The sequence below is a fragment of the Nocardioides sp. DN36 genome (assembly GCF_055380375.1).
Map to the genome: position 1 here is coordinate 4,091,387 of NZ_AP043823.1, position 21,675 is coordinate 4,113,061.

The 21,675-nt window shown below is 73.1% G+C and carries 20 protein-coding genes; 10 read left to right on the forward strand and 10 right to left on the reverse strand.

What is annotated here, in order from left to right; all coding sequences use genetic code 11:
- Window positions 1-19 precede the first annotated feature (19 nt).
- The 7 genes from ACZ43H_RS20595 to ACZ43H_RS20625 are packed head-to-tail and all read right to left on the reverse strand — an operon-like array spanning window position 20 to window position 7,525.
- Window positions 20-838 carry a DUF1295 domain-containing protein gene (locus ACZ43H_RS20595; protein ID WP_464586047.1) on the reverse strand — a complete coding sequence of 273 codons (819 nt, stop codon included), beginning with the start codon at window positions 836-838 and terminating at the stop codon, window positions 20-22.
- Window position 839: 1 nt separating this feature from the next.
- Window positions 840-2,150 (reverse strand): class I SAM-dependent methyltransferase, encoded by a 1,311-nt coding sequence (locus ACZ43H_RS20600; RefSeq protein WP_464586048.1) that lies wholly within the window; start codon window positions 2,148-2,150, stop codon window positions 840-842.
- Window positions 2,147-3,478 (reverse strand): class I SAM-dependent methyltransferase, encoded by a 1,332-nt coding sequence (locus ACZ43H_RS20605; protein ID WP_464586050.1) that lies wholly within the window; start codon window positions 3,476-3,478, stop codon window positions 2,147-2,149. Before ACZ43H_RS20605 ends, ACZ43H_RS20600 begins: the two co-directional genes overlap by 4 nt.
- Before the next feature lie 3 nt (window positions 3,479-3,481).
- Window positions 3,482-5,527 carry a DUF1365 family protein gene (locus ACZ43H_RS20610; RefSeq protein ID WP_464586052.1) on the reverse strand — a complete coding sequence of 682 codons (2,046 nt, stop codon included), beginning with the start codon at window positions 5,525-5,527 and terminating at the stop codon, window positions 3,482-3,484.
- On the reverse strand, window positions 5,527-6,246 hold the full coding sequence (locus ACZ43H_RS20615) for an anti-sigma factor (RefSeq protein ID WP_464586053.1): 720 nt from the start codon (window positions 6,244-6,246) through the stop codon (window positions 5,527-5,529). The genes ACZ43H_RS20610 and ACZ43H_RS20615 overlap by 1 nt, the downstream gene beginning before the upstream one ends.
- Window positions 6,243-6,845, reverse strand: a complete 603-nt coding sequence (gene sigK / locus ACZ43H_RS20620; RefSeq protein WP_464586055.1) for an ECF RNA polymerase sigma factor SigK — start codon at window positions 6,843-6,845, stop codon at window positions 6,243-6,245. The genes ACZ43H_RS20615 and sigK overlap by 4 nt, the downstream gene beginning before the upstream one ends.
- A 38-nt stretch (window positions 6,846-6,883) precedes the next feature.
- A complete protein-coding gene (locus tag ACZ43H_RS20625) occupies window positions 6,884-7,525 on the reverse strand; it encodes a fasciclin domain-containing protein (protein WP_464586057.1) in 642 nt (213 codons plus the stop codon).
- Window positions 7,526-7,751: 226 nt separating this feature from the next.
- On the opposite strand from ACZ43H_RS20625, the gene ACZ43H_RS20630 reads away from it, so the two are divergent.
- Window positions 7,752-8,159, forward strand: coding sequence for a GYD domain-containing protein (locus tag ACZ43H_RS20630; protein ID WP_464586059.1), 408 nt, complete (start codon window positions 7,752-7,754; stop codon window positions 8,157-8,159).
- 38 nt (window positions 8,160-8,197) lie between these two features.
- Here ACZ43H_RS20630 and ACZ43H_RS20635 read toward each other — a convergent pair whose 3' ends face one another.
- Window positions 8,198-9,718, reverse strand: a complete 1,521-nt coding sequence (locus tag ACZ43H_RS20635) for a molybdopterin-dependent oxidoreductase (RefSeq protein ID WP_464586061.1) — start codon at window positions 9,716-9,718, stop codon at window positions 8,198-8,200.
- 55 nt (window positions 9,719-9,773) lie between these two features.
- Here ACZ43H_RS20635 and ACZ43H_RS20640 point away from each other — a divergent pair, with 55 nt between their 5' ends.
- The 9 genes from ACZ43H_RS20640 to ACZ43H_RS20680 all read left to right on the forward strand — a co-directional run bounded on the left by ACZ43H_RS20640 (window position 9,774) and on the right by ACZ43H_RS20680 (window position 20,272).
- On the forward strand, window positions 9,774-10,544 hold the full coding sequence (locus ACZ43H_RS20640) for an enoyl-CoA hydratase-related protein (RefSeq protein WP_464586063.1): 771 nt from the start codon (window positions 9,774-9,776) through the stop codon (window positions 10,542-10,544).
- A gap of 145 nt (window positions 10,545-10,689) precedes the next feature.
- Complete coding sequence (locus tag ACZ43H_RS20645; RefSeq protein ID WP_464586065.1) at window positions 10,690-11,202, forward strand: SigE family RNA polymerase sigma factor; 513 nt, start codon at window positions 10,690-10,692, stop codon at window positions 11,200-11,202.
- Window positions 11,199-12,482: a hypothetical protein gene (locus tag ACZ43H_RS20650; RefSeq protein WP_464586067.1), complete on the forward strand. Its 1,284-nt coding sequence runs from the start codon at window positions 11,199-11,201 to the stop codon at window positions 12,480-12,482. Before ACZ43H_RS20645 ends, ACZ43H_RS20650 begins: the two co-directional genes overlap by 4 nt.
- A 127-nt stretch (window positions 12,483-12,609) precedes the next feature.
- Window positions 12,610-14,802 carry a HelD family protein gene (locus ACZ43H_RS20655; RefSeq protein ID WP_464586069.1) on the forward strand — a complete coding sequence of 731 codons (2,193 nt, stop codon included), beginning with the start codon at window positions 12,610-12,612 and terminating at the stop codon, window positions 14,800-14,802.
- Between the two features lie 253 nt (window positions 14,803-15,055).
- Window positions 15,056-16,999 carry an anthranilate synthase family protein gene (locus ACZ43H_RS20660; RefSeq protein WP_464586071.1) on the forward strand — a complete coding sequence of 648 codons (1,944 nt, stop codon included), beginning with the start codon at window positions 15,056-15,058 and terminating at the stop codon, window positions 16,997-16,999.
- A gap of 22 nt (window positions 17,000-17,021) precedes the next feature.
- A complete protein-coding gene (locus ACZ43H_RS20665; RefSeq protein WP_464586072.1) occupies window positions 17,022-17,603 on the forward strand; it encodes an anthranilate synthase component II in 582 nt (193 codons plus the stop codon).
- The gene (locus tag ACZ43H_RS20670; protein WP_464586074.1) at window positions 17,600-18,949 is read left to right on the forward strand and encodes an anthranilate synthase component I family protein; all 1,350 of its coding nucleotides are present in this window, start codon (window positions 17,600-17,602) and stop codon (window positions 18,947-18,949) included. Before ACZ43H_RS20665 ends, ACZ43H_RS20670 begins: the two co-directional genes overlap by 4 nt.
- Before the next feature lie 305 nt (window positions 18,950-19,254).
- Window positions 19,255-19,641, forward strand: a complete 387-nt coding sequence (locus ACZ43H_RS20675) for a spore germination protein GerW family protein (RefSeq protein WP_464586076.1) — start codon at window positions 19,255-19,257, stop codon at window positions 19,639-19,641.
- A 10-nt stretch (window positions 19,642-19,651) separates the two neighbouring features.
- The gene (locus ACZ43H_RS20680; protein WP_464586077.1) at window positions 19,652-20,272 is read left to right on the forward strand and encodes a CG0192-related protein; all 621 of its coding nucleotides are present in this window, start codon (window positions 19,652-19,654) and stop codon (window positions 20,270-20,272) included.
- On the opposite strand, the gene ACZ43H_RS20685 is transcribed toward ACZ43H_RS20680, so the two are convergent.
- Complete coding sequence (locus ACZ43H_RS20685) at window positions 20,269-20,754, reverse strand: DUF2231 domain-containing protein (protein WP_464586079.1); 486 nt, start codon at window positions 20,752-20,754, stop codon at window positions 20,269-20,271. The genes ACZ43H_RS20680 and ACZ43H_RS20685 overlap by 4 nt on opposite strands.
- Before the next feature lie 22 nt (window positions 20,755-20,776).
- Window positions 20,777-21,598, reverse strand: coding sequence for an alpha/beta fold hydrolase (locus ACZ43H_RS20690; protein ID WP_464586080.1), 822 nt, complete (start codon window positions 21,596-21,598; stop codon window positions 20,777-20,779).
- Window positions 21,599-21,675: the final 77 nt, after the last annotated feature.

Sequence of the window (21,675 nt, forward strand, 5' to 3'; positions counted from 1 at the left end):
CCGAGTCAAGCACGAGCCGTCAGTGCTTTCGGGGTGGACGCGGGAAGAACATCGGAGTGCGGGCGGCGTACTCCGCCCAGCCGTCACGCCGGCTCATCGTCTGCTCCAGCAGCTTCGCGCCCGTGACGTTGCGCAGGAACACGGTCATCGCGACCGGGCAGAGCACGGTCAGGAGGCCGGGGAGCCAGCCGGCGGCCAGGGCGGAGACCAGCCACAGGCCCCACCACACGCACGCGTCGCCGAAGTAGTTCGGGTGCCGGGTCCAGGCCCACAGCCCCTGGTCCATCACCGCCGGGCGCTGGTCACGCGGCCGGGCCTTGTAGTCCTTCAGCTGCCGGTCGCCGACCGCTTCGAAGGCGAGGCCGACCGCCCACACGACGACGCCGAGGACCGCCGCCCACCACCACTGCGTGGCCAGCACTGCACCCACCGCCACCGGCAGCGCGACGAACCACTGCGCCACCCCCTGGACGAGGAAGACGCGGCGTACGGCGGCGACCATGCAGACCTCGCGCAGCGGACCGCCGAGCATGCTCTGGTAGCGCGGGTCCTCGTGACCCCCGGCGTCGACGGCGCGGCTGCGCACGTGCCAGGACAGGCGCAGCCCCCAGACGGCGACGAGGACGGCGACCAGCCAGCGACGGGTGTCGGCGCCTTCGGCCGCGGTCGCGACCGCGGCGCTGACCACGGCGACCAGCACGAAGCCCAGCCCCCAGGCGACGTCCACGACGGCCACCACGCCGAGCTGTCGGGCCCGCAGCGCGGCTGCGGCCATCGTCAGCGCCGCGCACGCGAACGCCGCCAGGAGGGCGACCGCCAGCGCCGCGCCGGTGCTCATCTCAGAACCCGCGGACCGCAGGCAGCGTGTGCGCAGCGCCGGGCCGCACCATCAGGATCTGGTCGACGCCCATCCGGCCGTCGCGGAAGGCCATGGCGCCGCCGACGAGGTAGAGCCGCCACACGCGCACGACCTCCTCGCCGACGAGCTCGGTCAGCCGCTCCACGTTGGCCTCGAACTGCTCCAGCCAGCCGGCGACGGTCAGCACGTAGTGCTCCCGGAGGCCGTGCACGTCGCGGACCTCGAGCCCCCCGCGCTCGAGGTAGGCGACGGTCTCGCCGACGGGTCGCATGTACATGTCCGGGGCGATGAAGGACTCGATGAACGGCCCGCCGCCGGGCCACCGGCCGGTGCGGGACATCTGCTGGACCAGCACCCGGCCCCCGGGGCGGACCGAGCGGCGCAGCACCTCGGCGTACGTCGGGTAGTTCTTCTCGCCGACGTGCTCGCCCATCTCGATCGAGGAGACCGCGTCGAAGTGGTCGCGCTCGGGCACCTCGCGGTAGTCCTGGAGCCGGATCTCGACCCGGTCCTCGAGGCCGCGCTCCCTGATCCGGGCGTCGATGAACCTCTTCTGCTCCGCGGCGATGGTGACGCCGGTGACCTGGGCGCCGAAGTGCTCGGCGGCGTGCAGCGAGAGCGAGCCCCAGCCGCAGCCGACGTCGAGCAGCCTCATCTCCGGCTCGAGCCCCAGCTTGGTGCAGACCAGCGACAGCTTGGCCCGCTGCGCCTCCTCGAGGCTGACGTCCGGGGTGGCGTGGTAGCCGCAGGAGTAGGCCATCGACTCCTCGAGGATGAGCGAGTAGAACTCGTTCGAGAGGTCGTAGTGGTGGCTGATCGCCCTCCGGTCGCGCAGCGCGCTGTGCAGCCGGCCCCGGATCCGGGCCTGCGAGGCCGGGGGAGCGGGCGGACGACCCAGTGCACCGATGCCGACGGCCGCACGCACTGCCTGCGCGAGGGCCGCCGCGGAGGGCCGTCCGCCGCTCAGTCCCCGGTCGCGGGCGACCGAGAACGCATGGGTGAGCGCGGAGTCGAGGTCCCAGCCGTCCACCTCGGGGACGTCGAGCTCGCCGGTGACGTAGGCCTGCGCGGCGCCGAGCTCGCCCGGGTGCCAGAGCAGGCGGCGTACGGCGTCCACCGACCGCAGCTCGACCAGCGGCGCGTCCGCCGGGCCGGCCTCGGAGCCGTCCCAGGCGCGCAGCCGGACCGGCAGGTCACCGCCCACGAACGGGCGGAGCGCCTCCGCCAGGCGCTGGGCCACCCCGTCGGTGACGGTGGGTCGGGACGAGGTCGAGACGTCGGTCGCGGTCATCGGGTGGTCTCCTCGCCGGGGCGGGTGAAGGTGAGCTGGTTGACGTCGATGTAGCCGGAGGCGAAGCCCGCGCGGGAGTACTCCAGGTAGAAGTGCCACATCCGCAGGAAGGTGTCGTCGAAGCCCAGCGACAGCACCTGCTGCGAGGCGTCGAGGAACGCCTCGTCCCACTGGCGCAGCGTCTCGGCGTAGTGCTGGCCCATCGAGAGCCGGTCACTGATCCGCAACGTGGTGTGCCGGCGGGTGATCTGGCCGATCACCTCCACCGAGGGCAGGAAGCCGCCGGGGAAGATGTACTTGTTGATCCACGTGTAGGTGTTGCGGGTCGCCAGCATCCGGTCGTGCGGCATGGTGATCGCCTGGATCGCGACCCGGCCGCCGGGGGCGAGCACCCGGTCGATCGTCTCGAAGTAGGTCGTCCAGTACTGGTGGCCGACCGCCTCGATCATCTCCACCGAGAGCACGGCGTCGTAGCTGCCCTCGACCGCGCGGTAGTCGCACAGCTCGACGTCGACGAGGCCGCTCAGCCCGGCGGCGGCGATCCGCTCCTCGGCGAGCGCCTTCTGCTCGGTGGAGAGGGTGATGGTGACGACCCGCGCGCCGCGGCGGGCGGCGCGGATCGCCAGCTCCCCCCACCCGGACCCGATCTCGAGCACCCGGGTGCCCTCGCCGACCTCGGCCCGGTCGAGCAGCCGCTCGATCTTGCGGGCCTGCGCCTCGAGCAGGTCGTCGTTGCCGGCGGCGTACGGAGCCGTGGCCTCGTGGTGGTCGCCCCGGTCGGCGACGTCGGAGGCGAACAGCGCCGATGAGTAGCTCAGCGACGGGTCCAGGAACAGCTGGAACAGGTCGTTGGACAGGTCGTAGTGGTGCGCGATGTTGCCGCGGGTGTTGCGCTCGGTGTTGCGGTGCCGGCGCGGGGTGCGCGGGACCACGACGGCACGCAGCCGCTGCAGCGACTCGGGCACGAGGTGCTGGATCTCGGCGGCGAGGACGGTGAGGAACCCCGCGAGGTCCTCGGCGTCCCAGGCGCCGGTCAGGTAGGACTCGCCGAAGCCGATCAGGCCCTGCCGGCCGACCCGGGCGAAGAACTCGTCGGGGCGGTGCACGGTCATGACCGGCCCGCCCTTGCCGTACGTCGCGAGGTGGCCGTCGGCGGCGTCACCGGTGGTCGACCCGGTCGCGACCACGACGGTCACCGGGAGCCGGCGCATCGCGCCCAGGAACAGCTTCCTCGCGACCTGCGCCGAGACCGCGGCGCGGGGGCCGGACGGGATCGTGCCGAGGTCGGGCCAGTTGTCGATGGCCGGGCGGGAAGGGGTGAGGGTCATCGTTCAGACACCTTCCTGGTGGTGCTGCGGCCGTGGTCTGACCGGCAGCCGGCGGGCCCACAGCCAGATGCCGTGGGCGCGGATGAGGAACGAGCCCCGCAGGGCCGCGGGGGCGGCGAGCCACGCCGAGCGGCGGCTCGAGGTCGGGGTGCGGGTCCCGTCGAGGGACGCGCTGAAGACCGCACCGTCGTCGGTGCGCAGGCTGACGGCGACCCGCAGCCGCTCACCGGGGAGCGGCACCGCGAGGTCGTAGGTCCCGTCGACGCCGTGGAAGGGCGAGACGTACATCGCCTTGTCGGTGGTCGCCCGGCCCTGCTCGTCGGGGTGGACGAGGTAGGCATGCCGGTCGCCGTAGGTGTTGTGGACCTCCACGACGGTGGCAGCGGGGTCACCGGCGCGGTCGAAGCACCAGAACACGCTGATCGGGTTGAAGCAGTGGCCCAGGGCCCGCGGGTGAGCGGCCATCAGCACCCGCCCCCCGTCGAGGTCGACGCCGTGGTCGGCGAGGAACGCCTCGACGTTGGCGCGGAGGGTGCGCGAGGGGTCGCCGAGGTGGTCGCGGGCCTCGAACCGGCCCAGCAGCCACGACAGCCGGCCGTGGTCGGGCAGGTCGTCGAGGTCGACCACCCAGGTGTGCGAGCGGTGCTCGAAGGTGCGCTGGAACGGCCGGCGGCGGGTGTGCCGGATGGTCGTCGCGTAGACCCCGGCCACGTCGGTGGTTGAGGTGCGAGGCGCCCCGGCGCCGAGCCTCGAAACCCCGGGAACCTGCGCAGGGCCCCACTCCAGCCCGAGCCGCTCGGCCGCCTCGAGCCCCGAGCGCGCGCCGTCCTCGTGGAACCCCCACCCGTGGTAGGCGCCGGCGAACACGAGCCGGTCGGTGCCGATCCCGGGGAGCCGCCGCTGGGCGGCGACGGAGGTGGGGTTGTAGAGCGGGTGCTCGTACTCCATCCGGTGGATCACGGTGGCCGGGTCGACGAGGTGCTCGCCGCCGAGCGTGACCAGGTAGTGGGTGTCGGTGTCGAGCCGCTGCAGCCGGGTCAGGTCGTAGGTCACCGTGACGCCCTCGGCCGCCGTCGCGGGGCGCAGGAAGTTCCACGACGCCCAGGCGTTGCGCGCCGTGGGCAGCAGGGACGTGTCGGTGTGCAGCAGCGCGGTGTTGGGGGAGTAGGGCATCGCGCCCAGCACCTCGGCCTGGGCCGGGGTCGGCTCGGCCAGCATGGTCAGGGCGTGGCCCGGGTGGGTCGCGACCACGACGGCGTCGTACGACGTGGTGCCGCCGTTGCCGTCGGTGACCTCGACGCCGGTAAGGGTCTCGAGGACCGAGGTGACCTTGGTGCCGGTGCGGATCTCCTGCAGGCCGGCCGCGACCCGCTCGACGTAGGTCCGCGAGCCTCCGGTCACGGTGCGCCAGGTGGGCGAGCCGTAGACCGACAGCATCCCGTGGTGCTCGAGGAAGGCGAACAGGTAGCGGGCCGGGTAGTCCAGCGAGACCTCCGGGTCGCACGACCACACGGCGGCCACGACGGGCTCCATGAAGTGCCGGGCGAAGTACGCCGTGAAGCCGCCCGCGCGCAGGAACTCCCGCAGCGTGGTGTCGTCACCGGCGTCGGTCCGGCTCTCGGCCAGCAGCCTGCGTGCGCGCCGGTGGAAGCGCGGGATCTCGGTCAGCATCCGCAGGTAGGCGGGCCGGCGCAGGTTGTCGGCGCTCGGGAAGATGCCCTTGCGGCCCAGCGCGCCGGCCCACTCCAGGCCGGTGCCGTCGTCGCGGATCGACATCGACATCTCCGACTCCTGGGTCTGCACGCCGAGCTCGGCGAACAGGCGCAGCAGGGTCGGGTACGTCCGCTCGTTGTGCACGATGAAGCCGGTGTCGATGGCCAGCGCCCCGCGGGGGTCGTCGACCAGGTGGGTGTCGGCGTGCCCGCCGAGCCGGTCGTCGGCCTCGTAGAGGGTGACGTGGGCGCCGGCGCGGGTCGCCACGTGGGCAGCGGTCAGCCCGGCGACCCCGGACCCGATGACGGCGACCCGGCGGGGAGGAGCGGTCCGCATCAGGCGTTCTCGAACTCGAACAGCAGGACGGGGTCGGTGGTCGGCACGTGCGACCCGCCGGCGGGCTCCACGGTGATCCCCGCGCCCACCGCGTCCGCGGCGTCACCGGAGAGGAGGACGGTGGTGGCGCCGTCGGGCATCAGCCCGGCCGGGACCATCCCCTTGTCGGGGTCCTGCAGCCACATCTCGTAGACCTTCCCGTCCGGGGGAGCCGGCATGTTCTCGGTGAGCAGGACGGCCTGGTTCCTCGAGACGGAGCGTACGAGGGTGGCCTGAACGTCGTCGCCGAGGTGCTGGGTGACCCGCTCGGCGTCGGGCGCGTCCAGGACACGCTCGATGGCGCTCGGCTGGCGCTGGCTCGTCTCGTCGGTCCACGGGTGCCAGACCACGCCGCCGGCACCGAGGGTGACCACGACGGCGGCCGCGGCGGCCAGCGGGGCGAGCCAGCGACGTCGGCCACCGGTGCGCGTCGGTGCGGCGGGCGTCAACGGGGGGAGCGGGCGGACGGTGGCGACCTCGGCGAGGAGCCGGTCGCGCAGGGCGGTCGGGGGCTCGGCGGCGGCGGTCTCCGGGAGCAGTGCGGCGGCCTCGCGGAGGCTGTCGACCTCGGCCCGGCACTCGCTGCACTCGGCGAGGTGGCGCTCGAACTGCGCGCGCTCGATGTCGTCGAGGGCGTCGACGGCGTAGGCGCCCGACAGTGCGTGGATGTCGCTGGTCATCGCCCTACTCCCATCGCGTCTCGAAGTCTGATCAGTCCGTCCCGGATCCGGGTCTTGGCGGTGCCGACCGGAAGGTCCAGCATGGTCGCCACCTCCGTGTGTGTGTATCCCCCGAAGTACGCCAGCTCCAGGGCCTCGCGCTGCACCTCGGTGAGGTGGTCCAGTGCGCCCCGGACCCGACGGGCCTCGAGCGAGGCCTCGGCGGCCTCGGCGGTCGCGTCGTGCGCGACCGGCTGGTTCTGCTGGTGGTACGCCGTGTCCCGGCGCGTGGAGGCCTCGGCCGAGCGCACCCGGTCGACCGCCTTGCGGTGGACGATCGTGAGCAGCCAGGCCAGCGCGCTGCCCCGGGCCGGGTCGAACCGGGTGGCGGTCCGCCAGACCTCGAGGTAGGCCTCCTGGGTCACCTCCTCGGCCTGGGCCGGGTCCCGCACCACGCGCAGCGCGAGCCCGAAGGCACGGCGGGAGGTGGCGTCGTACAACGCTGCGAAGGCGCCCTGGTCCCCGCGGCTGGAGAGCCTGAGCAGCTCCCCGAGCTCGGGAACCCCCGGGGCCCCCTCCGGAGAGGGGGCGCCGGGGCTCACGGGCCGGATCTGGTCCACAGGGTGATCCTTGCCTATCTACCTGAAAGGTGAACGACTCAGGAGGGCATCAGCACGGAGTCGATGACGTAGACCGTGGCGTTCGCGGTCGGGATGTTGCCGCAGAGCACCTTGGCGCCGTCGACCGTCATGCCGTTCTCGTCGCCCTCGACCGTGACGGTGTCCTTGGCGAGGGTGTCCTGCTTGCCCACGATCGCGTCGGGGGCCATCTGGCCGGCGAGCACGTGGTGGGTGAGGACCTTGGTCAGCGTCGCCTTGTCCGCGAGCACCGCGTTGAGGTCCTTGGCGGGGATCTTGGCGAAGGCGTCGTCGGTCGGGGCGAACACGGTCAGCGCGTCGGCCGAGTTCAGCGTGTCGACCAGGCCGGCCTTGCCGACCGCGGTGACCAGCGTCTTGAGCAGCGGGTTGGCGCTGGCGGCGGTGGCGACCGGCTCGGTGGCCATGCCGTCGAAGGAGCCGTCACCCGAGGTCGGGATGGCCGCGCAGCCGGGGCCGAAGGTCTGGGCGCCGGCGTCCATGGCACCGCTGTCGGAGGACTCGGCCTGGGACGGGGTCGACGAGCTCTTGGTGTCCGAGGCGGCCTCGCTGGAGTCGTCGCTGCCGCATGCGGCGAGGCCGAACGACATGGTGAGCGCCACTGCTGCGATGCCGCTTGCCCGGTGGATGGTGGTGCGCTTCATGAGGAAGACCTTCCGTAGTGGTGACTTACACCCGGTGTTCGGGGCCGGGGGTCGGGCGGATTGCCCCGGATCGAAGAAATTTCGTGGTCTCGTCCGGTCCGTGGTCCACCCGTGCGCGGTTCGCCCAGAGGTCCCGGGAGGCGGCGGCACTTCGCCTCTGGCCCGGCGCGACGGATCGGCGAAGCGTCGCAGGGGCGGAGCTCACCGACGACCCGGCTCCGCAGCCATGACCAACGCAGCCATGACCAACACCGCCATGACCAACATCGAGGAGGCCGAGATGGCGCAGTACCTTCTGGAAGTCGCCTACACCGCAGATTCCTGGGCCAAGCAGGTCCGCGACCAGGGCAACGTGCTCGACCGGATCGAGCCCCTGGTCGAGTCGTGCGGCGGACGCATCGACAGCCTCTTCTACGCGTTCGGGGACTACGACCTCGTCGGCATCGCGGACTTCTCGACCCCCGAGGGGGCAGCAGCGTTCTCGCTGGCTGCGACCGCGGGCGGCGCCGTGAAGTCGTTCCGGACGACGCCCCTCCTGACGATCGACCAGGGCCTCACGGCGATGGCCCGCGCGAACGAGTCCGCCAAGCTCTACCGGCCCCCGATCGACACGCCTGCGACACACCAGGCCTAGGCCGCGCGTCAGGCCTGCCGTCGCGGTCGCCGAGGGGATCAGGCGACCGTGACGACGATCTGCTGGATGCCGCTCGAGCCGTCCGGGAACGGGGTGGCGCGCACGGCCGTCTGCTCCTCGTCCTCGCCGCTGACGGCGCGGACCGCGAGCGTGTGCTGGCCCTTCTCCGCGGTCCAGGGCAGGTACCACTGGCGCCAGTAGTCGGCGCCGGCCGAGGGACCCAGGCGCGCCTCCTGCCAGCCGCCGCCGTCGATGCGGACCTCGACCTTGTCGATGCCGCCCTGGTGCTGGGCCCAGGCCACCCCGCCGATGACGGTGCGGCCGGCGTCGATGGAGGACAGCGGCTTGGGGGTGTCGATCCGGCTCGCGATCTTGATGGGGGCGTCGGTGGCCCAGTCCCGCTGGGTCCAGTAGGCGTCCTGCTCGGCATAGGTGGTCAGCGTCATCCGGGTGATCCACTTGCAGGCGCTGACGAAGCCGTAGAGCCCGGGAACCACCATCCGCGCCGGGAAGCCGTGCTCGCGCGGCAGAGCGGCGCCGTTCATGCCGATCGCGATCATCGCGTCGCGGCCGTCGGTGGCGAGGTCGAGGGGGGTGCTGATGGTCATCCCGTCGACGTCGGTGCTGAGGATCTGGTCGGCCCCGGTGCCGTCGATGCCGGCCCGGTCGAGCAGGTCCTTCAGGGGTACGCCGAGCCACCGGGCCGAGCCGACGTACTTGCCGCCCACGTCGTTGGAGACGCAGGTGAGCGTGATGTCCCGCTCGACGAGCCGCATCGAGGCGAGGTCGTCGAAGGAGAAGGTGACCTCCCGGTCGACGTCGCCGTCGATGGTCAGCGACCAGTCGTCGACGCTCACGACGGGCAGGGTGAGCCGGGTGTCGACCCGGTAGAAGTCGCCTGCCGGCGTCCGGAACGGCGTGATGCCGGGGACCTTCTCGTCCAGGCCTGCGGGGAACGCCGGCGCCGGGTCGCTGGCAGCGGGGAGGTCGATGTTCTCCGGGCGGGTGCGGTAGGAGGTGATCCAGCGACCCGCACCGCCCATCACCGCGGCCGCGGCGGCGAGGACCCCACCGGCGACCAGCAGGCCGCGGCGGCTGGTGCCGCGACCGGTGGAGCCGTCGACCGTCGGGCGGTCGGGTGCGGCGCGCACCAGCCAGGCCAGCGACGCGACACCGGCGACGGCGGCCGCGATGCTGGGGACCAGGTCGGCGAGCCCGGCCGTGGGGCGGGTCAGGGCGGCCCCGGCGGCGACCGCCACCAGGACCACGAGCAGTGCCGCGCCATAGACGAAGCGCCGCAGCGTCAGCAGCCCCGCCACCGCGGCCAGCAGCAGCACGCCCACCAGCACCGAGCCGACCAGGACGGTCTTGTCGTGGGTGCCGAAGTGGGCGATCGCCCACTCCTTGAGGGGTGTCGGGGTCAGGTCGATGACGGTGGATCCGACCGCCAGCACGGGGGACGCGGCCGGCTCGGTCAGGGCCGCGACCAGGTGTCCGGCCGCCACGCCGACGATCGTCGCGAGCACGCCGAACCAGGCATGGAGGAGTCGTCTCGTCATGGTGGGTGTTCGGAGCGGCGGGCTGCGCGGATGGTCGTGCGGCAGGATGTGCGCCATGTCCGACGCATCGCAGGAGCCCCCGGCCGAGCTGGTCCACTACGGCGTCGCCGGCGCGGTGGCCACCCTGACCCTGGACTCGCAGCACAACCGCAACGCGCTCTCGCGCCAGCTGGTCACCGAGCTGTTCGCCGGCCTCCGGCGGGCCGAGGCCGACGACGACGTCCGCGTCGTGCTCGTCCGCGCGGAGGGCCGCGTGTTCTGCTCCGGCGCCGACCTGGCCGAGGCCAGCGCCGGCGGCATGGAGGAGGGTGCCCGGCGGATCGTCGAGCTGCAGCGGCTGATCGCGTCGATGGACAAGCCGGTCGTCACCCGGCTGCACGGCGCGGTGCGGGCCGGCGGGATCGGGATCGTGGCCGCCTCCGACATCGCGATCGCGGCCGAGGACGCGACCTTCGCGCTCACCGAGGTCAAGCTCGGCCTGGCCGCCGCGATCATCTCGCTGACCGTCCACCACCGGATGAACCCGCGCGCCTCCGCCCTGACCACGCTGGGCGGCGAGGTGTTCACCGGGCGGGACGCGGCGGCGTACGGCCTGGTGACCAGCGCCGTCCCCGCCGCCGACCTCGACGCCGAGGTCGAGCGGGTCTGCGCGTCGCTGGCGACCGGCGCGCCGCAGGGGCTGCGGGAGTCCAAGCGGATCCTGAACCGCGACCTGATCGCCCGGATCGACGCCCTCGGCGACGAGATGGCCGAGCTCAGCGCCCGGCTGTTCGCCTCCGACGCGGCACGCGAGGCGATGACCGCGTTCCTCAGTCGCAAGAAGTAGGGCGCAAGAAGTAGGGGCGCAAGAAGTAGGGGGCGCAAGCAGGCCCGGAAGAAGCCGGGCAACCTTTCGGGAGTCCTGCCCGGTACTACCGGGCATGACAGCACTGGCCAGCACGCGGGGGACCGCGACGAGCTCGGGGGGACCGGTGAGCGGGACGACCGTCGACTTCGACGACTTCGTCGCGGCACGGTCCAGCGGCCTGCTCCGCACGGCGTACCTCCTCACCCACGACCACGCCCTCGCCGAGGACCTGCTCCAGACGGCGCTGACCAAGGCGTGGTTCGCCTGGGGGCGGATCGACGGGCACCCGGAGCCCTACGTGCGCCGGATCCTGGTCAACACCTACGCCTCGTGGTGGCGCCGCCGCTGGAACGGCGAGCTGGCGACCGACGAGCTGCCCGAGCCCTCCAGCGCCGCCAGCACCGACGACGCCGACCGGGCCGACGCCGGCCGGGACCTGTGGACCGCGATGGAGCGGCTGCCGCGGCGGATGCGGGCCGTGGTGGTGCTGCGCTACTTCGAGGACCTCACCGAGGCCGAGACCGCCCGGCTCCTCGGCTGCTCGGTCGGCACGGTGAAGAGCCAGACCAGCAAGGCGCTGGCCAAGCTGCGCATCGACCCGGCGCTGGTCGCCGGCCCGAGGGAGGACCTGCGATGAACACGACGGACGACCTGCGCGGCACCCTCGAGCGGCACGCCGCCGACCTCACCGACCACGCCCTCCACGTCCGCCCGGTCGCGGTGCGCGAGCGGATCCGCGTCGTACGCCGTCGCCGCCGGGGCGTGGCCGGCGCCGCCGCGGCGGTGGTCGTGGTGGCGGCCACCGCGCTCACCGTGTCGCTGGGAGGTCGCGACGCCGCCCCCCAGCCGGCGAGCCCGCACCGGGAGCTCGCCGGGCACGTGGCGCCGGCCACGATGACGTCGCTGGGCTACACCTACGCGTTCCGGACCGGCGCCACCGGGGACGGCAGGGTGCGGCTGCACCTTGACCCGTCCGAGGGCCCGACGCTCCTGAGCTGGGCGACGGCCGGCGACGACGACCGGGTCACCCTGCGGACTGAGGGAGAGGCACCGCGGACCCTCGACGCCGGCGACTTCGGCGACTTCACCTACGTCAGCCCGGGCCAGGGCGGCACGGTCACGCTCAGCGGCACCGGCGAGGTCGCCCTCGCGGCGTACGAGCTCACCGACGCCGAGGTGGCCGGGGACACGCACGCGGGGGTGACGTTCCGCGACGACGTCGCCGGGAAGCGGCTGGTCGCGGACGTCATCGGCGACCCGGGCGACGCCGACGTGGACCTCACGGCGGACCTCGCCGCCGGGCAGTTGCCCGTCTCCTACGTGTGCTCGGGGGGTCCGAAGGGTGCGTGGATCCACGTCTCGGTCAACGGTGGCGGCATCCTGCAGGGCGGCGGTTGCGACGACCCGCTCTTCGACCCCGCGGGCGGAGGCGGCTTCAGCACCCCGCTGAGTGCGTCGGAGGCCAGGGACGTGAACCTGCGGATGTGGGTGACCGACGGGGAGCACGGCCCCCTCGTCGAGGACCCCGACCTGCGCATCGGCGTGGCGGCGTACGCCCCGGCGGCGACGTCCGGGCGGCTGGCGGGCACGGCGGTCACGGAGGTCGTGGAGTACGACGGGCACCTGTGGCGGCTCGTGGACACCGTGTCCAACGACCCGGGAGCGCGGGAGCTGGAGGTGTCCGGGGTCCGGGGCCGGGACACCGTCGTGGTGATGAGCTTCGCCCGCACCGGCAGCGGGATCATCCGCACGCTCCAGGACGGTGCGTCGGGCGAGTCGACGTTCGCGGCCGGTGGCGCCGGGTCGACCCAGGCGCTCATCCCCGCGGGCGACCACTCCGCCGGGCTGAGGGCGACCGGCGACGGGATCCGCCCCGACGTCGAGCTGGGCGTGGCGCGCTACGTCCGGGCCGACTGAGTCCCCGGGGCCCGAACCAGCCCGTCCGGCGGCCGCGGCGTCTCCCAGCAGGTAGGCTTGTCGACTCGCCAGTCCACGCACGGGACCGGCGACGGGGGATGTGTCAGGGTCTGAGGGGATTCGGTCGTTGTCTGAAGAGCTCGTCGAGAACGAGGTCGCCCGCGAGCAGGCCTTCGTCGACAAGGTCTACGTCCAGCTCGCCACGTCGGCGAAGGCTGCACAGGAGCTTGCCCGCGAAGGTCACGGCCGCGGCCGGCTGGGCCACGAGGGTGGCCTGGTGGAACGCGACGCCATGGTGTTCCAGGCCGCGAAGCGGATCGCGCAGCTCGACGCCGCCCACGAGGGCCTGGTGTTCGGGCGGCTCGACCTGTCGCAGGACCTCGACCCCGAGCCGCGCTACATCGGCCGGATCGGCCTGCGCGACGAGAACCGCGACTCGCTGCTGATCGACTGGCGGGCGCCCGCGGCCGCGGTCTTCTACCAGGCCACCGCGGCCGAGCCCCACGGCGTCGTACGCCGCCGGGTGCTGCGCTGCACCGGCCCGAAGGTCGTCGGGGTCGAGGACGAGCTGCTCGACGCCGAGGAGCTCGAGCGCTCCGGCGTCGAGCTGCCGATCGTCGGCGAGGGTGCGCTGATGGCGCAGCTGTCCCGCGCCCGCGACCGGTCCATGCACTCGATCGTCGCGACCATCCAGGCCGAGCAGGACAAGGCCATCCGGGCGCCGGGCAAGGGCGTCGTCGCGATCTCCGGTGGCCCAGGCACCGGCAAGACCGTCGTCGCGCTGCACCGCGCGGCGTACCTCCTCTACACCGACCGCCGGCGCTACGAGGGCGGCGGCGTGCTGATCGTCGGACCGAGCGGCGTGTTCATGCGCTACATCGAGCGTGTCCTCCCGTCGCTGGGCGAGACGGCGGTCGCGCTGCGCAGCCTCGGCGAGGTCGTCGACGGCGTCCGCGCCACCCGCCACGACGAGCCGGCCGTCGCCGACGTGAAGGGCTCGGAGCGGATGGCCGAGCTGCTGCGGCGCACCGCCCGGCAGCAGGCGCCGGGGAGCCCGCAGGAGTTCCGGGTGTTCTGGCGTGACGACACGATCGTGCTCGACCGGGGGCTGCTCGGCCGGCTCCGTCGCCAGCTGATGTCGCAGGGCCGACGCAACCGGCAGCTCCCGCGCGTCGCCCACACGCTGCTCGACGCCATGTGGCGCCAGGTGCGTGGAGAGCGGGGTCGCGAGCGGGGCCGCGAGGCGTTCAACGACGAGATGCTGTCCCACCAGGCGTTCGTGGACTTCGCGGTGGCCTGGTGGCCGCCGCTGGACGCCCCACAGGTGCTGGCCTGGCTGCGCGAGCCCGAGTTCCTCTCCCGGGTCGCCGAGGGCGTGCTCGGCCCGGAGGAGCAGCGGCTGCTGACCAAGTCGTGGAGCGGCGACGGCTCGCTCTCGGTCGAGGACGTGCCGCTGCTCGACGAGCTGCGCTACGCGCTGGGCGACGTCCCGGCCCGCACCGATGACGAGCGCGACCTCGACGACACCTCGCTGCTCGAGGGCGGGGTGGACATGCAGGAGCTGTTCACGGCCGCGGACCGCGAGTACGCCCCCACCGGACGGGCCTGGGCGCCGCCCACCCACCGGATCGAGGACGACGGGTTCGCCCACGTGCTCGTCGACGAGGCGCAGGACCTCACCCCGATGCAGTGGCGGATGGTCGGTCGGCGCGGTCGCACCGCCTCCTGGACGATCGTGGGCGACCCCGCCCAGTCGTCGTGGCCGGTACCCGCGGAGTCCGCGGCCGCCCGGGCCGCCGCGCTCGAGGGCAAGGACGTCCACGAGTTCCACCTGTCCACGAACTACCGCAACTCCTCGGAGATCTACGCCCACGCCGCGGCGTACGCCGAGCGGGTCGGCCTGGGCGCCGACCTCCCGACCGCGGTCCGCTCCACCGGCGTGGAGCCGGTCGTGCTCACCGGGGTCCCCGACCTCGAGGGGACGACCCGGCAGGCGGTCGCGGAGATCGCCGGCCAGGTGGGCGGCACGGTCGGGATCGTCGTGCCGGTGGCCCGCCGCTCGGAGGTCAACGCCTGGCTGGCGTCCTGGCCGGAGTTCGCCGACGACGCCGCCGGCGCCCGCGCCGCGGTCGACTCCTCGGTCACGCCGTCCGGCGACGACCGGATCGTCGTGCTCACCGGCCTCGACACCAAGGGCCTGGAGTTCGACGGCATCGTGGTCGTGCGGCCCCAGGAGATCGAGGACGAGTCGGCCACCGGCCGGGCCACCCTGTACGTCGTCCTGACCCGAGCGACCCAGCTGCTCACCACCATCTCCTGAGGTCGAGTCGGCGCAAGCTCGTCGCGAAAATGGGTCGAGTCGGCGCAAGCTCGTCTTGAAGACAGGTCGAGTCGGCGCAAGCTCGTCTTGAAAACAGGTCGAGTCGGCGCAAGCTCGCCGAGCATGCGCCGACTCGACGGGATCCCGAGCTGCGTTTGCGCCGACTCGACGGGATCCCGAGCTGCGTTTGCGCCGACTCGACGGGTTTGGGACCCGCGTCTGCGCCGACTCGGCGGTGACTAGAGTTCTGGGCATGGCTGCCACGACCGATGCCCGGACCGCGATCGAGGCGCTCCAGGGGCACGAGGCGTGGGCGATCATCCGGCGCTCGACCCGGGCCGGTGACCGCGACACGGTCGGCCTGGTGGGTGGCCGGCGCCGGGTGGTCGAGTCGCTGCTCGACGTACCCCTCGAGGAGGGCGTGCCGGAAGACGGGCACATCGCCGACCGGCTGCTCGCGGTGCCGTTCCGGCAGGTGCGAGAGCGCGGCTTCGAGGCGCACGACGACGGCACCCCGCTGGTCGTCGTCGACGTGGAGACCGAGCTCGAGTTCTCCGTCGCCGAGGTGGTCGCCGCGATCGACGACACCGGCATCGAGCTCTCCGACCGCGGCGGCTTCGAGACCGACGACGAGGACTACGCCAAGCTCGTCGAGTCGATCATCGACGACGAGATCGGGCAGGGCGAGGGCGCCAACCTCGTCATCGGCCGCCACTACCGTGCGACCGTCGCCGACTGGGGCGCCGACAAGGCGCTCACCGTCCTCAAGCGGCTGCTCGAGCGCGAGCGCGGCGCCTACTGGACCTTCCTGTTCTTCACCGGCGACCGCTACCTGATCGGCGCCAGCCCCGAGCGGCACGTCTCCATCCACGGTGGCGACGTGCGGATGAACCCGATCAGTGGCACCTTCCGGATCCCGCGCGACGGCTCCGACGTGCACGCGGCGCTCCTCGACTTCCTGCGCGACGAGAAGGAGATCTACGAGCTCTTCATGGTCGTCGACGAGGAGCTGAAGATGATGTGCGACGTCTGCAACGAGGGCGGCCAGGTGCTCGGCCCGTTCCTCAAGCCGATGAGCCACCTCGTCCACACCGAGTACCTCCTCGCCGGCCGCACCAGCCGCGACCCGCGCGAGGTCCTGCGCGACACGATGTACGCCGCGACCGTCACCGGGTCCCCGGTCGAGAACGCGTGCCGTCTGATCAAGCAGTACGAGGCCGAGGGCCGGGGCTACTACGGCGCCGCGCTGGCGATCCTGGGCCGGGACGCGGTCGGTGGGCCGGTCGTCGACAGCCCGATCGTCATCCGCACCGCCGACGTCGACCTCGAGGGCCGGCTCAAGGTCACCGCGGGCGCCACGCTGGTGCGTGACTCGGACCCGGCGTACGAGGTCGCCGAGACGCACGCGAAGGCGGGCGGCATCCTCAGCGCGTTCGGGCTGGTGCCGCCGGCGCCCGCGCCGCGGGCGAACGTCGCCGAGCTGGTGAACGACGAGGACGTGCTGGTCGCGCTGAACTCTCGCAACCGCAGGCTCTCCAGCTTCTGGCTCACCGACCAGGGTGGCTCCGCCCCCGACCCGCGGCTGGCCGGGAGGAGCGCGGTCATCCTCGACGGCGAGGACGACTTCGTGAACATGCTGCGCCACCTGCTGGGTGTGCTCGGCATGACCAGCACCGTGGTGCGTCACGAGGACTACGTCGACGGGGCGCTGGACGGCTTCGACCTGGTGATCGTCGGTCCCGGCCCGGGTGACCCGCGCGACGACGCCGACCCCAAGATGGCGGCGCTGCGCGCAGCCGTGGCGCGCCTGCTCGAGCGGCGCCAGCCGTTCCTCGCCGTGTGCCTGGGCCACCAGGCGCTGTGCCACCAGCTCGGGATCCCGCTGGCCTACAAGGACATCGTCTTCCAGGGCACCCAGTCGCAGGTGACGATCGACGGCCGGGCCGAGCGGGTGGGCTTCTACAACACGTTCGTGGGCCGGGTCCCGACAGGCTCGACCGACGGGAGCGACGCGCTGCCCGGGGGCGTGAGCGTCGAGGCCGACCCCGGGTCCGGCGACATCCACGCGCTGCGTGGCCCGCACTACCGGGGCATCCAGTTCCACGCCGAGTCGATCCTCACCGAGCGCGGCTACGACCTGGTGCACGACTTCGTCAGCGACCTGCTGCTGGAGGCACCCGCGGCGTCCGACCACTAGCCCGGCCCGCTACGTTGGCGGGGTGGCCGCACCGGACGTGGTCGTCGTGGACCACCACGACTCCTACACGTGGAACCTCGTCCACCTCGTCGCCGGCGTGACCGGGGTGCTGCCGACGGTGGTGCAGCACGACGAGGTCTCCGCGGCCGCCGTCCTGCGCCACTCCCACGTGCTGCTGTCCCCGGGACCGGGGCACCCCGACGACCCCGCCGACTTCGCGGTCGGTCGCGAGGTGCTGCTGAGCGCCGCGCGCCCGGTGCTCGGCGTCTGCCTGGGGATGCAGGGGCTGGTCACGGCGTACGGCGGCACCGTCGCCCGGGTGCTGCCCGCGCACGGCGACGTGGTGACCGTGCGCCACGACGGTGCCGGTGTCTTCCGCGGCCTGCCGCAGGGCTTCGACGTGGTGCGGTACCACTCGCTCGCCGCCGTCGCGGTGCCTGACTGCCTCGAGGTGAGCGCCACCTGCGTCGCCGAGGACGGCGGGCAGGTCGTGATGGGGGTGCGGCACCGCTCCCTGCCCCTCGAGGGCGTGCAGTTCCACCCCGAGTCGATCCTGTCCGCGCACGGCGCGGAGCTGGTCGCGGGCTTCCTGGGGCTGCGATGACCGGGCCCGACCCGGTCTCGTGGTTCCGGGAGGTGGCCGCCGCCCACCCACGCTGCTTCTGGCTCGATGGCGGCGGCGCCCGGGAGTGGTCGGGGCAGCGGTCGATCATCGGCTGGCTCGACGAGGACGACGTGTCCCTGACCTGGCACGCCGCCCGCCAGGAGGTCGTCCGGCACCGCGGCGGCCGGGCCGAGGTCGTGGGTCGTGACGTGTTCGCGGCGCTCGAGCACGAGCTTGCGTCCGGGGACGCCGGCGACCAGTGGTTCGGCTATCTCGGCTACGCCTCCCGACCCGACCTGCCCGCCCTCGTCGACCCCGGCGGGCTGCCGGACGCCGTGTGGATGCGGCCGCGTCAGGTCCGGCTGTTCGAGCACGCCCACGTCCGTGGGGGTGGTTTCGAGACGCTCGCTGCGCTCGCTCCTCAACCACCGGACGCTCTTCGACCGTCGGACGCTCTTCGACCGTCGAACGCTCCTCGACCACCGGACGCTCCTGGACCGTGCGACTCCTCCCCGGCGCCGTCTGAGGTCCCTGCGGAGTACGCCGCCGCATTCGCGCGGGTCCAGGAGCACCTGCACGCCGGCAACACCTACGAGGCGAACTTGACCTACCGGCTCACCCGTCGCAGCGACGTCGACCCCGTCACGGCGTACCTCCGGCTGCGCGAGCTCAACCCCGCGCCGTACGCCGGATTCCTGCAGCACGACGTCCCGGGGCACCGCGCCTGGCTGCTGAGCTCCTCGCCCGAGCGCTACGCGCTGGTGACCGCGGACCGGCACCTGGAGACCAAGCCGATCAAGGGCACCACCCCGCGCGGCACGACGCCGGCCGAGGACGAGGAGCTGCGGGAGCGGCTGCGCACCGAGCCGAAGTTCCGCAGCGAGAACCTGATGGTCCTCGACCTGCTCCGCAACGACCTGTCGATGGTCTGCGAGCCCGGCACGGTCGTGGTGCCGCAGCTGATGGAGGTGGAGTCGTACCCCACCGTGCACCAGCTGGTCTCCTCGGTGCGCGGCCGGCTGCGTGAGGACGTCTCGACCGTGCAGGCGCTGCGCGCGCTCTTCCCGGCGGGCTCGATGACCGGGGCGCCGAAGCTGCGCACGATGGCCGTGATCGAGGAGGTGGAGTCCTCCCCGCGCGGCGTCTACGCCGGTGCGTTCGGATGGCTGGCCGCAGACGGGCGCGCCGACCTGGGCGTGGTCATCCGGTCGCTGACCACGGCCGGCGACGGCACCTGGCAGCTGGGCACGGGCGGTGGGATCACGGTGCGGTCGGACGTCGGGGAGGAGTACGCGGAGTCGCGCTGGAAGGCCGAGCGGTTGCTGCGGGTGTTCGACGAGGCGTAGGTCTTCGGACGCGGGCGGGCAGCTCAGGCCGCCGGTGAGCTGACCACCGTTGGCGGGCAGGAAACGGTGGCTGGCTCACCGCCGGCCCCAGGGCCCGCGTCCGGGCGGTGAGCGGACCACCGTTCGCGCGCAGGAAACGGTGGCTCACTCACCGCCCAGCCCCAATGCGGCCCCCGCCCAGCCTTGCGATCGGTCCGGGCGTGCAGGAACGGGGCATCGGACGAATCGCCCGGCCGATTCGCCGCTGGCTCGCACAGGACCTTCAGCCCTGTCCGCGTCGGTGACCCGACCAGAGGCTGGAACGCATGAAGGTCACCGACATGGTCAGCAGTGCGAAGGACGTCATCACGGTCAGGCGGGTCTACGGCGAGCCGTACGTGGAGGACGGGCTCACCGTGATCCCGGCGGCCGTGGTCTCCGGGGGTGCCGGCGGCGGCACCGGTCACGACGAGAAGGGCCAGGAGGGCGAGGGTGGCGGCTTCGGCGTCAGCGGCCGTCCGGCGGGTGCCTACGTCATCCAGGACGGCCAGGTCAGCTGGCGCCCGGCGGTGGACCCGAACCGGATCGTCACGATCGTCGGCCTCGTCGTCATCGCCTACCTGATCAGCCGCCCGCGCATGGTGCGGGCCCGCGCCGCCGCCGCGAAGTGGCGGATGCTGGCGGAGCGCTGGAGGGCCCGCTCCGCCGCCTAGGGTTGGGCGCATGGCCCTCCTGCACAAGGCGACCCTCACCCCGACCAAGCGCGAGCTGATGGATGCCTGGCTGCCGGGCCGCGGCTGGTCCGGGGGAGCGAGTGACCTGCGGCCGGTGGGCGCCTACCGGTTCGACGACCCGGCGGGCGAGGTGGGCATCGAGGGCTTCCTGCTCGGTGACGACGCCGGGCCGGTGCTGCACCTGCCGCTGACCTACCGCGCGGCGCCTCTCGCAGGCGCCGAGGAGCACCTCGTCGGCACCACCGAGCACTCCGTGCTGGGCCGGCGCTGGGTGTACGACGCGTGCGGCGACCCGGTCTGGGCGACGGCGCTGGCGACCGTCGTGCTCACCGGGGGGACCCAGGCGGAGGAGTACTTCGAGGTCGACGGTCGCCGGGAGACGCGTGCACCCGGCGTCGTGGTGCAGGGCAGCGGGGCACCCGGCACCCCCGTCCCGGCGATCGACTCGGTCGACTGCCACGACGAGGGCCCCACGACGGTGGTGCGTGCCGGCGGGGTCGAGCTGGTCGTCGTCCGCCGCGTCGGCGCGGACGTCACGGCCGACCACACGCTCACCGGTCGGTGGGACGACGGGCGGGCCGCGGTCCTGGCCGGGTTGCGCCGGGTCTAGCCGCCGGACCCCACGTCCGACCAGGAGGCCTCGGCGCCGCTGTGGCCGATGCGCACCACCTGGACCATGGCCCCGGACGCCGCGACGATCGTGATCGCGGCCACTGCCCAGGTCACCCACGGCGCTGCCCAGGCGGGACGGGAGCCCGGCTGGCTGCGGGCGACGAGGCGGGCCAGCACCATGAAGGCCACGATGCCGATCGCCAGCCCGATCACCCACGGCGTCAGCTGTCCACCCATCTCGGTGTGCTTCTCCAGCAGGGCGGTCTCGTTGACCCGCTCCTCGAGCGACTCCCCGCTCCCGGTCGCCAGGGGAACGAGGACCACGTCGAGGACGGCGGTCGCGGCCACGAGCCAGCCGACCCGGGCGCGCACCCAGGGCGACAGGGCGACCAGGACGGCGCCCAGAGCCGCGAGCGGGACGAGCACGACCACCGCGTGGACGATCAGCGGGTGGGCGGGGATGCCGAAGATGTTGTCCATGCCGGGTCGGTCCTTCCGTCGGCTACGAGGCCTGCTCGTCCTCGTCGGGGGCGATCCCGATGATGTTGGTGATCACCTCGGCGAACCGGCTCGGGTCCGCGAGCAGCCAGCTGTGGTTGCCCGGCACCGTGACGACCTCGGGGCCTCCGAGCGCGACGGCGAGCGACTCCGCGCACGCCCACGGGATGACCGTGTCGTCGCGACCCCAGACGATCACGATGGGCAGCCGGCGACGCTTGAGCTCCTCGAGCTCGGTGGACAGGTTGGCGTCCCGTGCCAGGCGACCGACCTTCCACAGCGTGGTCGGGTGCAGGAGGAAGTTGGGCACGGCGTCGGCCGCGATCACGGGCGCGACGCGGGTGAAGGAGCGCACCGAGAGCGCGTGCGCCGCGATGTGCAGCCCCCAGTCCCACACCGGCCGCTCGGCCATCAGGACCGGCAGCTCGTCGCGGTTGGCCCACACCGACCCGCCGATGGAGTTGACCAGCACCAGCTGGGCCACCAGCTCGGGGTGGTCGTGCGCGGTGCGCAGCGCGACCCCGCCGCCGAACGAGTGACCGACCAGGGTGACCGGCTCGTCGACGCCGAGCTCGGTGAGGAACGCGGCGACCCAGTCGGCGTACCCCGCCAGCGAGAACGACCTCGACGGCAGCGTGGCCGTGCCCCCGAAGCCGGGCAGCGCCGGGGCGAGCACCCGCACCCCGCGCCCCACGACGCGCTCGAGGCCGTGCCGGTAGGTGCGGTGCGAGAGGCCCCAGCCGTGCAGGAAGACCACCGGCGGGCCGTCACCCGCGACGCCGTACGACGTCGTACGCCCGTCCACGAGCATCGTGCGCCAGGTCATGTGTGCCCTCATCGCGGCACCTCCTGAGCCGAGTGTCCGCGATGCGGGCGCGCGGGAGTGGGTCCGGAGGTCCCGAA

What these genes read in the sequence shown, in the direction of transcription:
- ACZ43H_RS20690 (WP_464586080.1), bottom strand. Translation starts at nt 21,598, where the DNA reads ATGACCTGGCGCACGATGCTCGTGGACGGGCGTACGACGTCGTACGGC.
- ACZ43H_RS20625 (WP_464586057.1), bottom strand. Translation starts at nt 7,525, where the DNA reads ATGAAGCGCACCACCATCCACCGGGCAAGCGGCATCGCAGCAGTGGCG.
- ACZ43H_RS20600 (WP_464586048.1), bottom strand. Translation starts at nt 2,150, where the DNA reads ATGACCGCGACCGACGTCTCGACCTCGTCCCGACCCACCGTCACCGAC.
- ACZ43H_RS20650 (WP_464586067.1), top strand. Translation starts at nt 11,199, where the DNA reads ATGAACACGACGGACGACCTGCGCGGCACCCTCGAGCGGCACGCCGCC.
- ACZ43H_RS20610 (WP_464586052.1), bottom strand. Translation starts at nt 5,527, where the DNA reads ATGCGGACCGCTCCTCCCCGCCGGGTCGCCGTCATCGGGTCCGGGGTC.
- ACZ43H_RS20630 (WP_464586059.1), top strand. Translation starts at nt 7,752, where the DNA reads ATGACCAACGCAGCCATGACCAACACCGCCATGACCAACATCGAGGAG.
- ACZ43H_RS20635 (WP_464586061.1), bottom strand. Translation starts at nt 9,718, where the DNA reads ATGACGAGACGACTCCTCCATGCCTGGTTCGGCGTGCTCGCGACGATC.
- ACZ43H_RS20595 (WP_464586047.1), bottom strand. Translation starts at nt 838, where the DNA reads ATGAGCACCGGCGCGGCGCTGGCGGTCGCCCTCCTGGCGGCGTTCGCG.
- ACZ43H_RS20660 (WP_464586071.1), top strand. Translation starts at nt 15,056, where the DNA reads ATGGCTGCCACGACCGATGCCCGGACCGCGATCGAGGCGCTCCAGGGG.
- ACZ43H_RS20615 (WP_464586053.1), bottom strand. Translation starts at nt 6,246, where the DNA reads ATGACCAGCGACATCCACGCACTGTCGGGCGCCTACGCCGTCGACGCC.
- ACZ43H_RS20680 (WP_464586077.1), top strand. Translation starts at nt 19,652, where the DNA reads ATGGCCCTCCTGCACAAGGCGACCCTCACCCCGACCAAGCGCGAGCTG.
- ACZ43H_RS20675 (WP_464586076.1), top strand. Translation starts at nt 19,255, where the DNA reads ATGAAGGTCACCGACATGGTCAGCAGTGCGAAGGACGTCATCACGGTC.
- ACZ43H_RS20685 (WP_464586079.1), bottom strand. Translation starts at nt 20,754, where the DNA reads ATGGACAACATCTTCGGCATCCCCGCCCACCCGCTGATCGTCCACGCG.
- ACZ43H_RS20640 (WP_464586063.1), top strand. Translation starts at nt 9,774, where the DNA reads ATGTCCGACGCATCGCAGGAGCCCCCGGCCGAGCTGGTCCACTACGGC.
- ACZ43H_RS20670 (WP_464586074.1), top strand. Translation starts at nt 17,600, where the DNA reads ATGACCGGGCCCGACCCGGTCTCGTGGTTCCGGGAGGTGGCCGCCGCC.
- ACZ43H_RS20605 (WP_464586050.1), bottom strand. Translation starts at nt 3,478, where the DNA reads ATGACCCTCACCCCTTCCCGCCCGGCCATCGACAACTGGCCCGACCTC.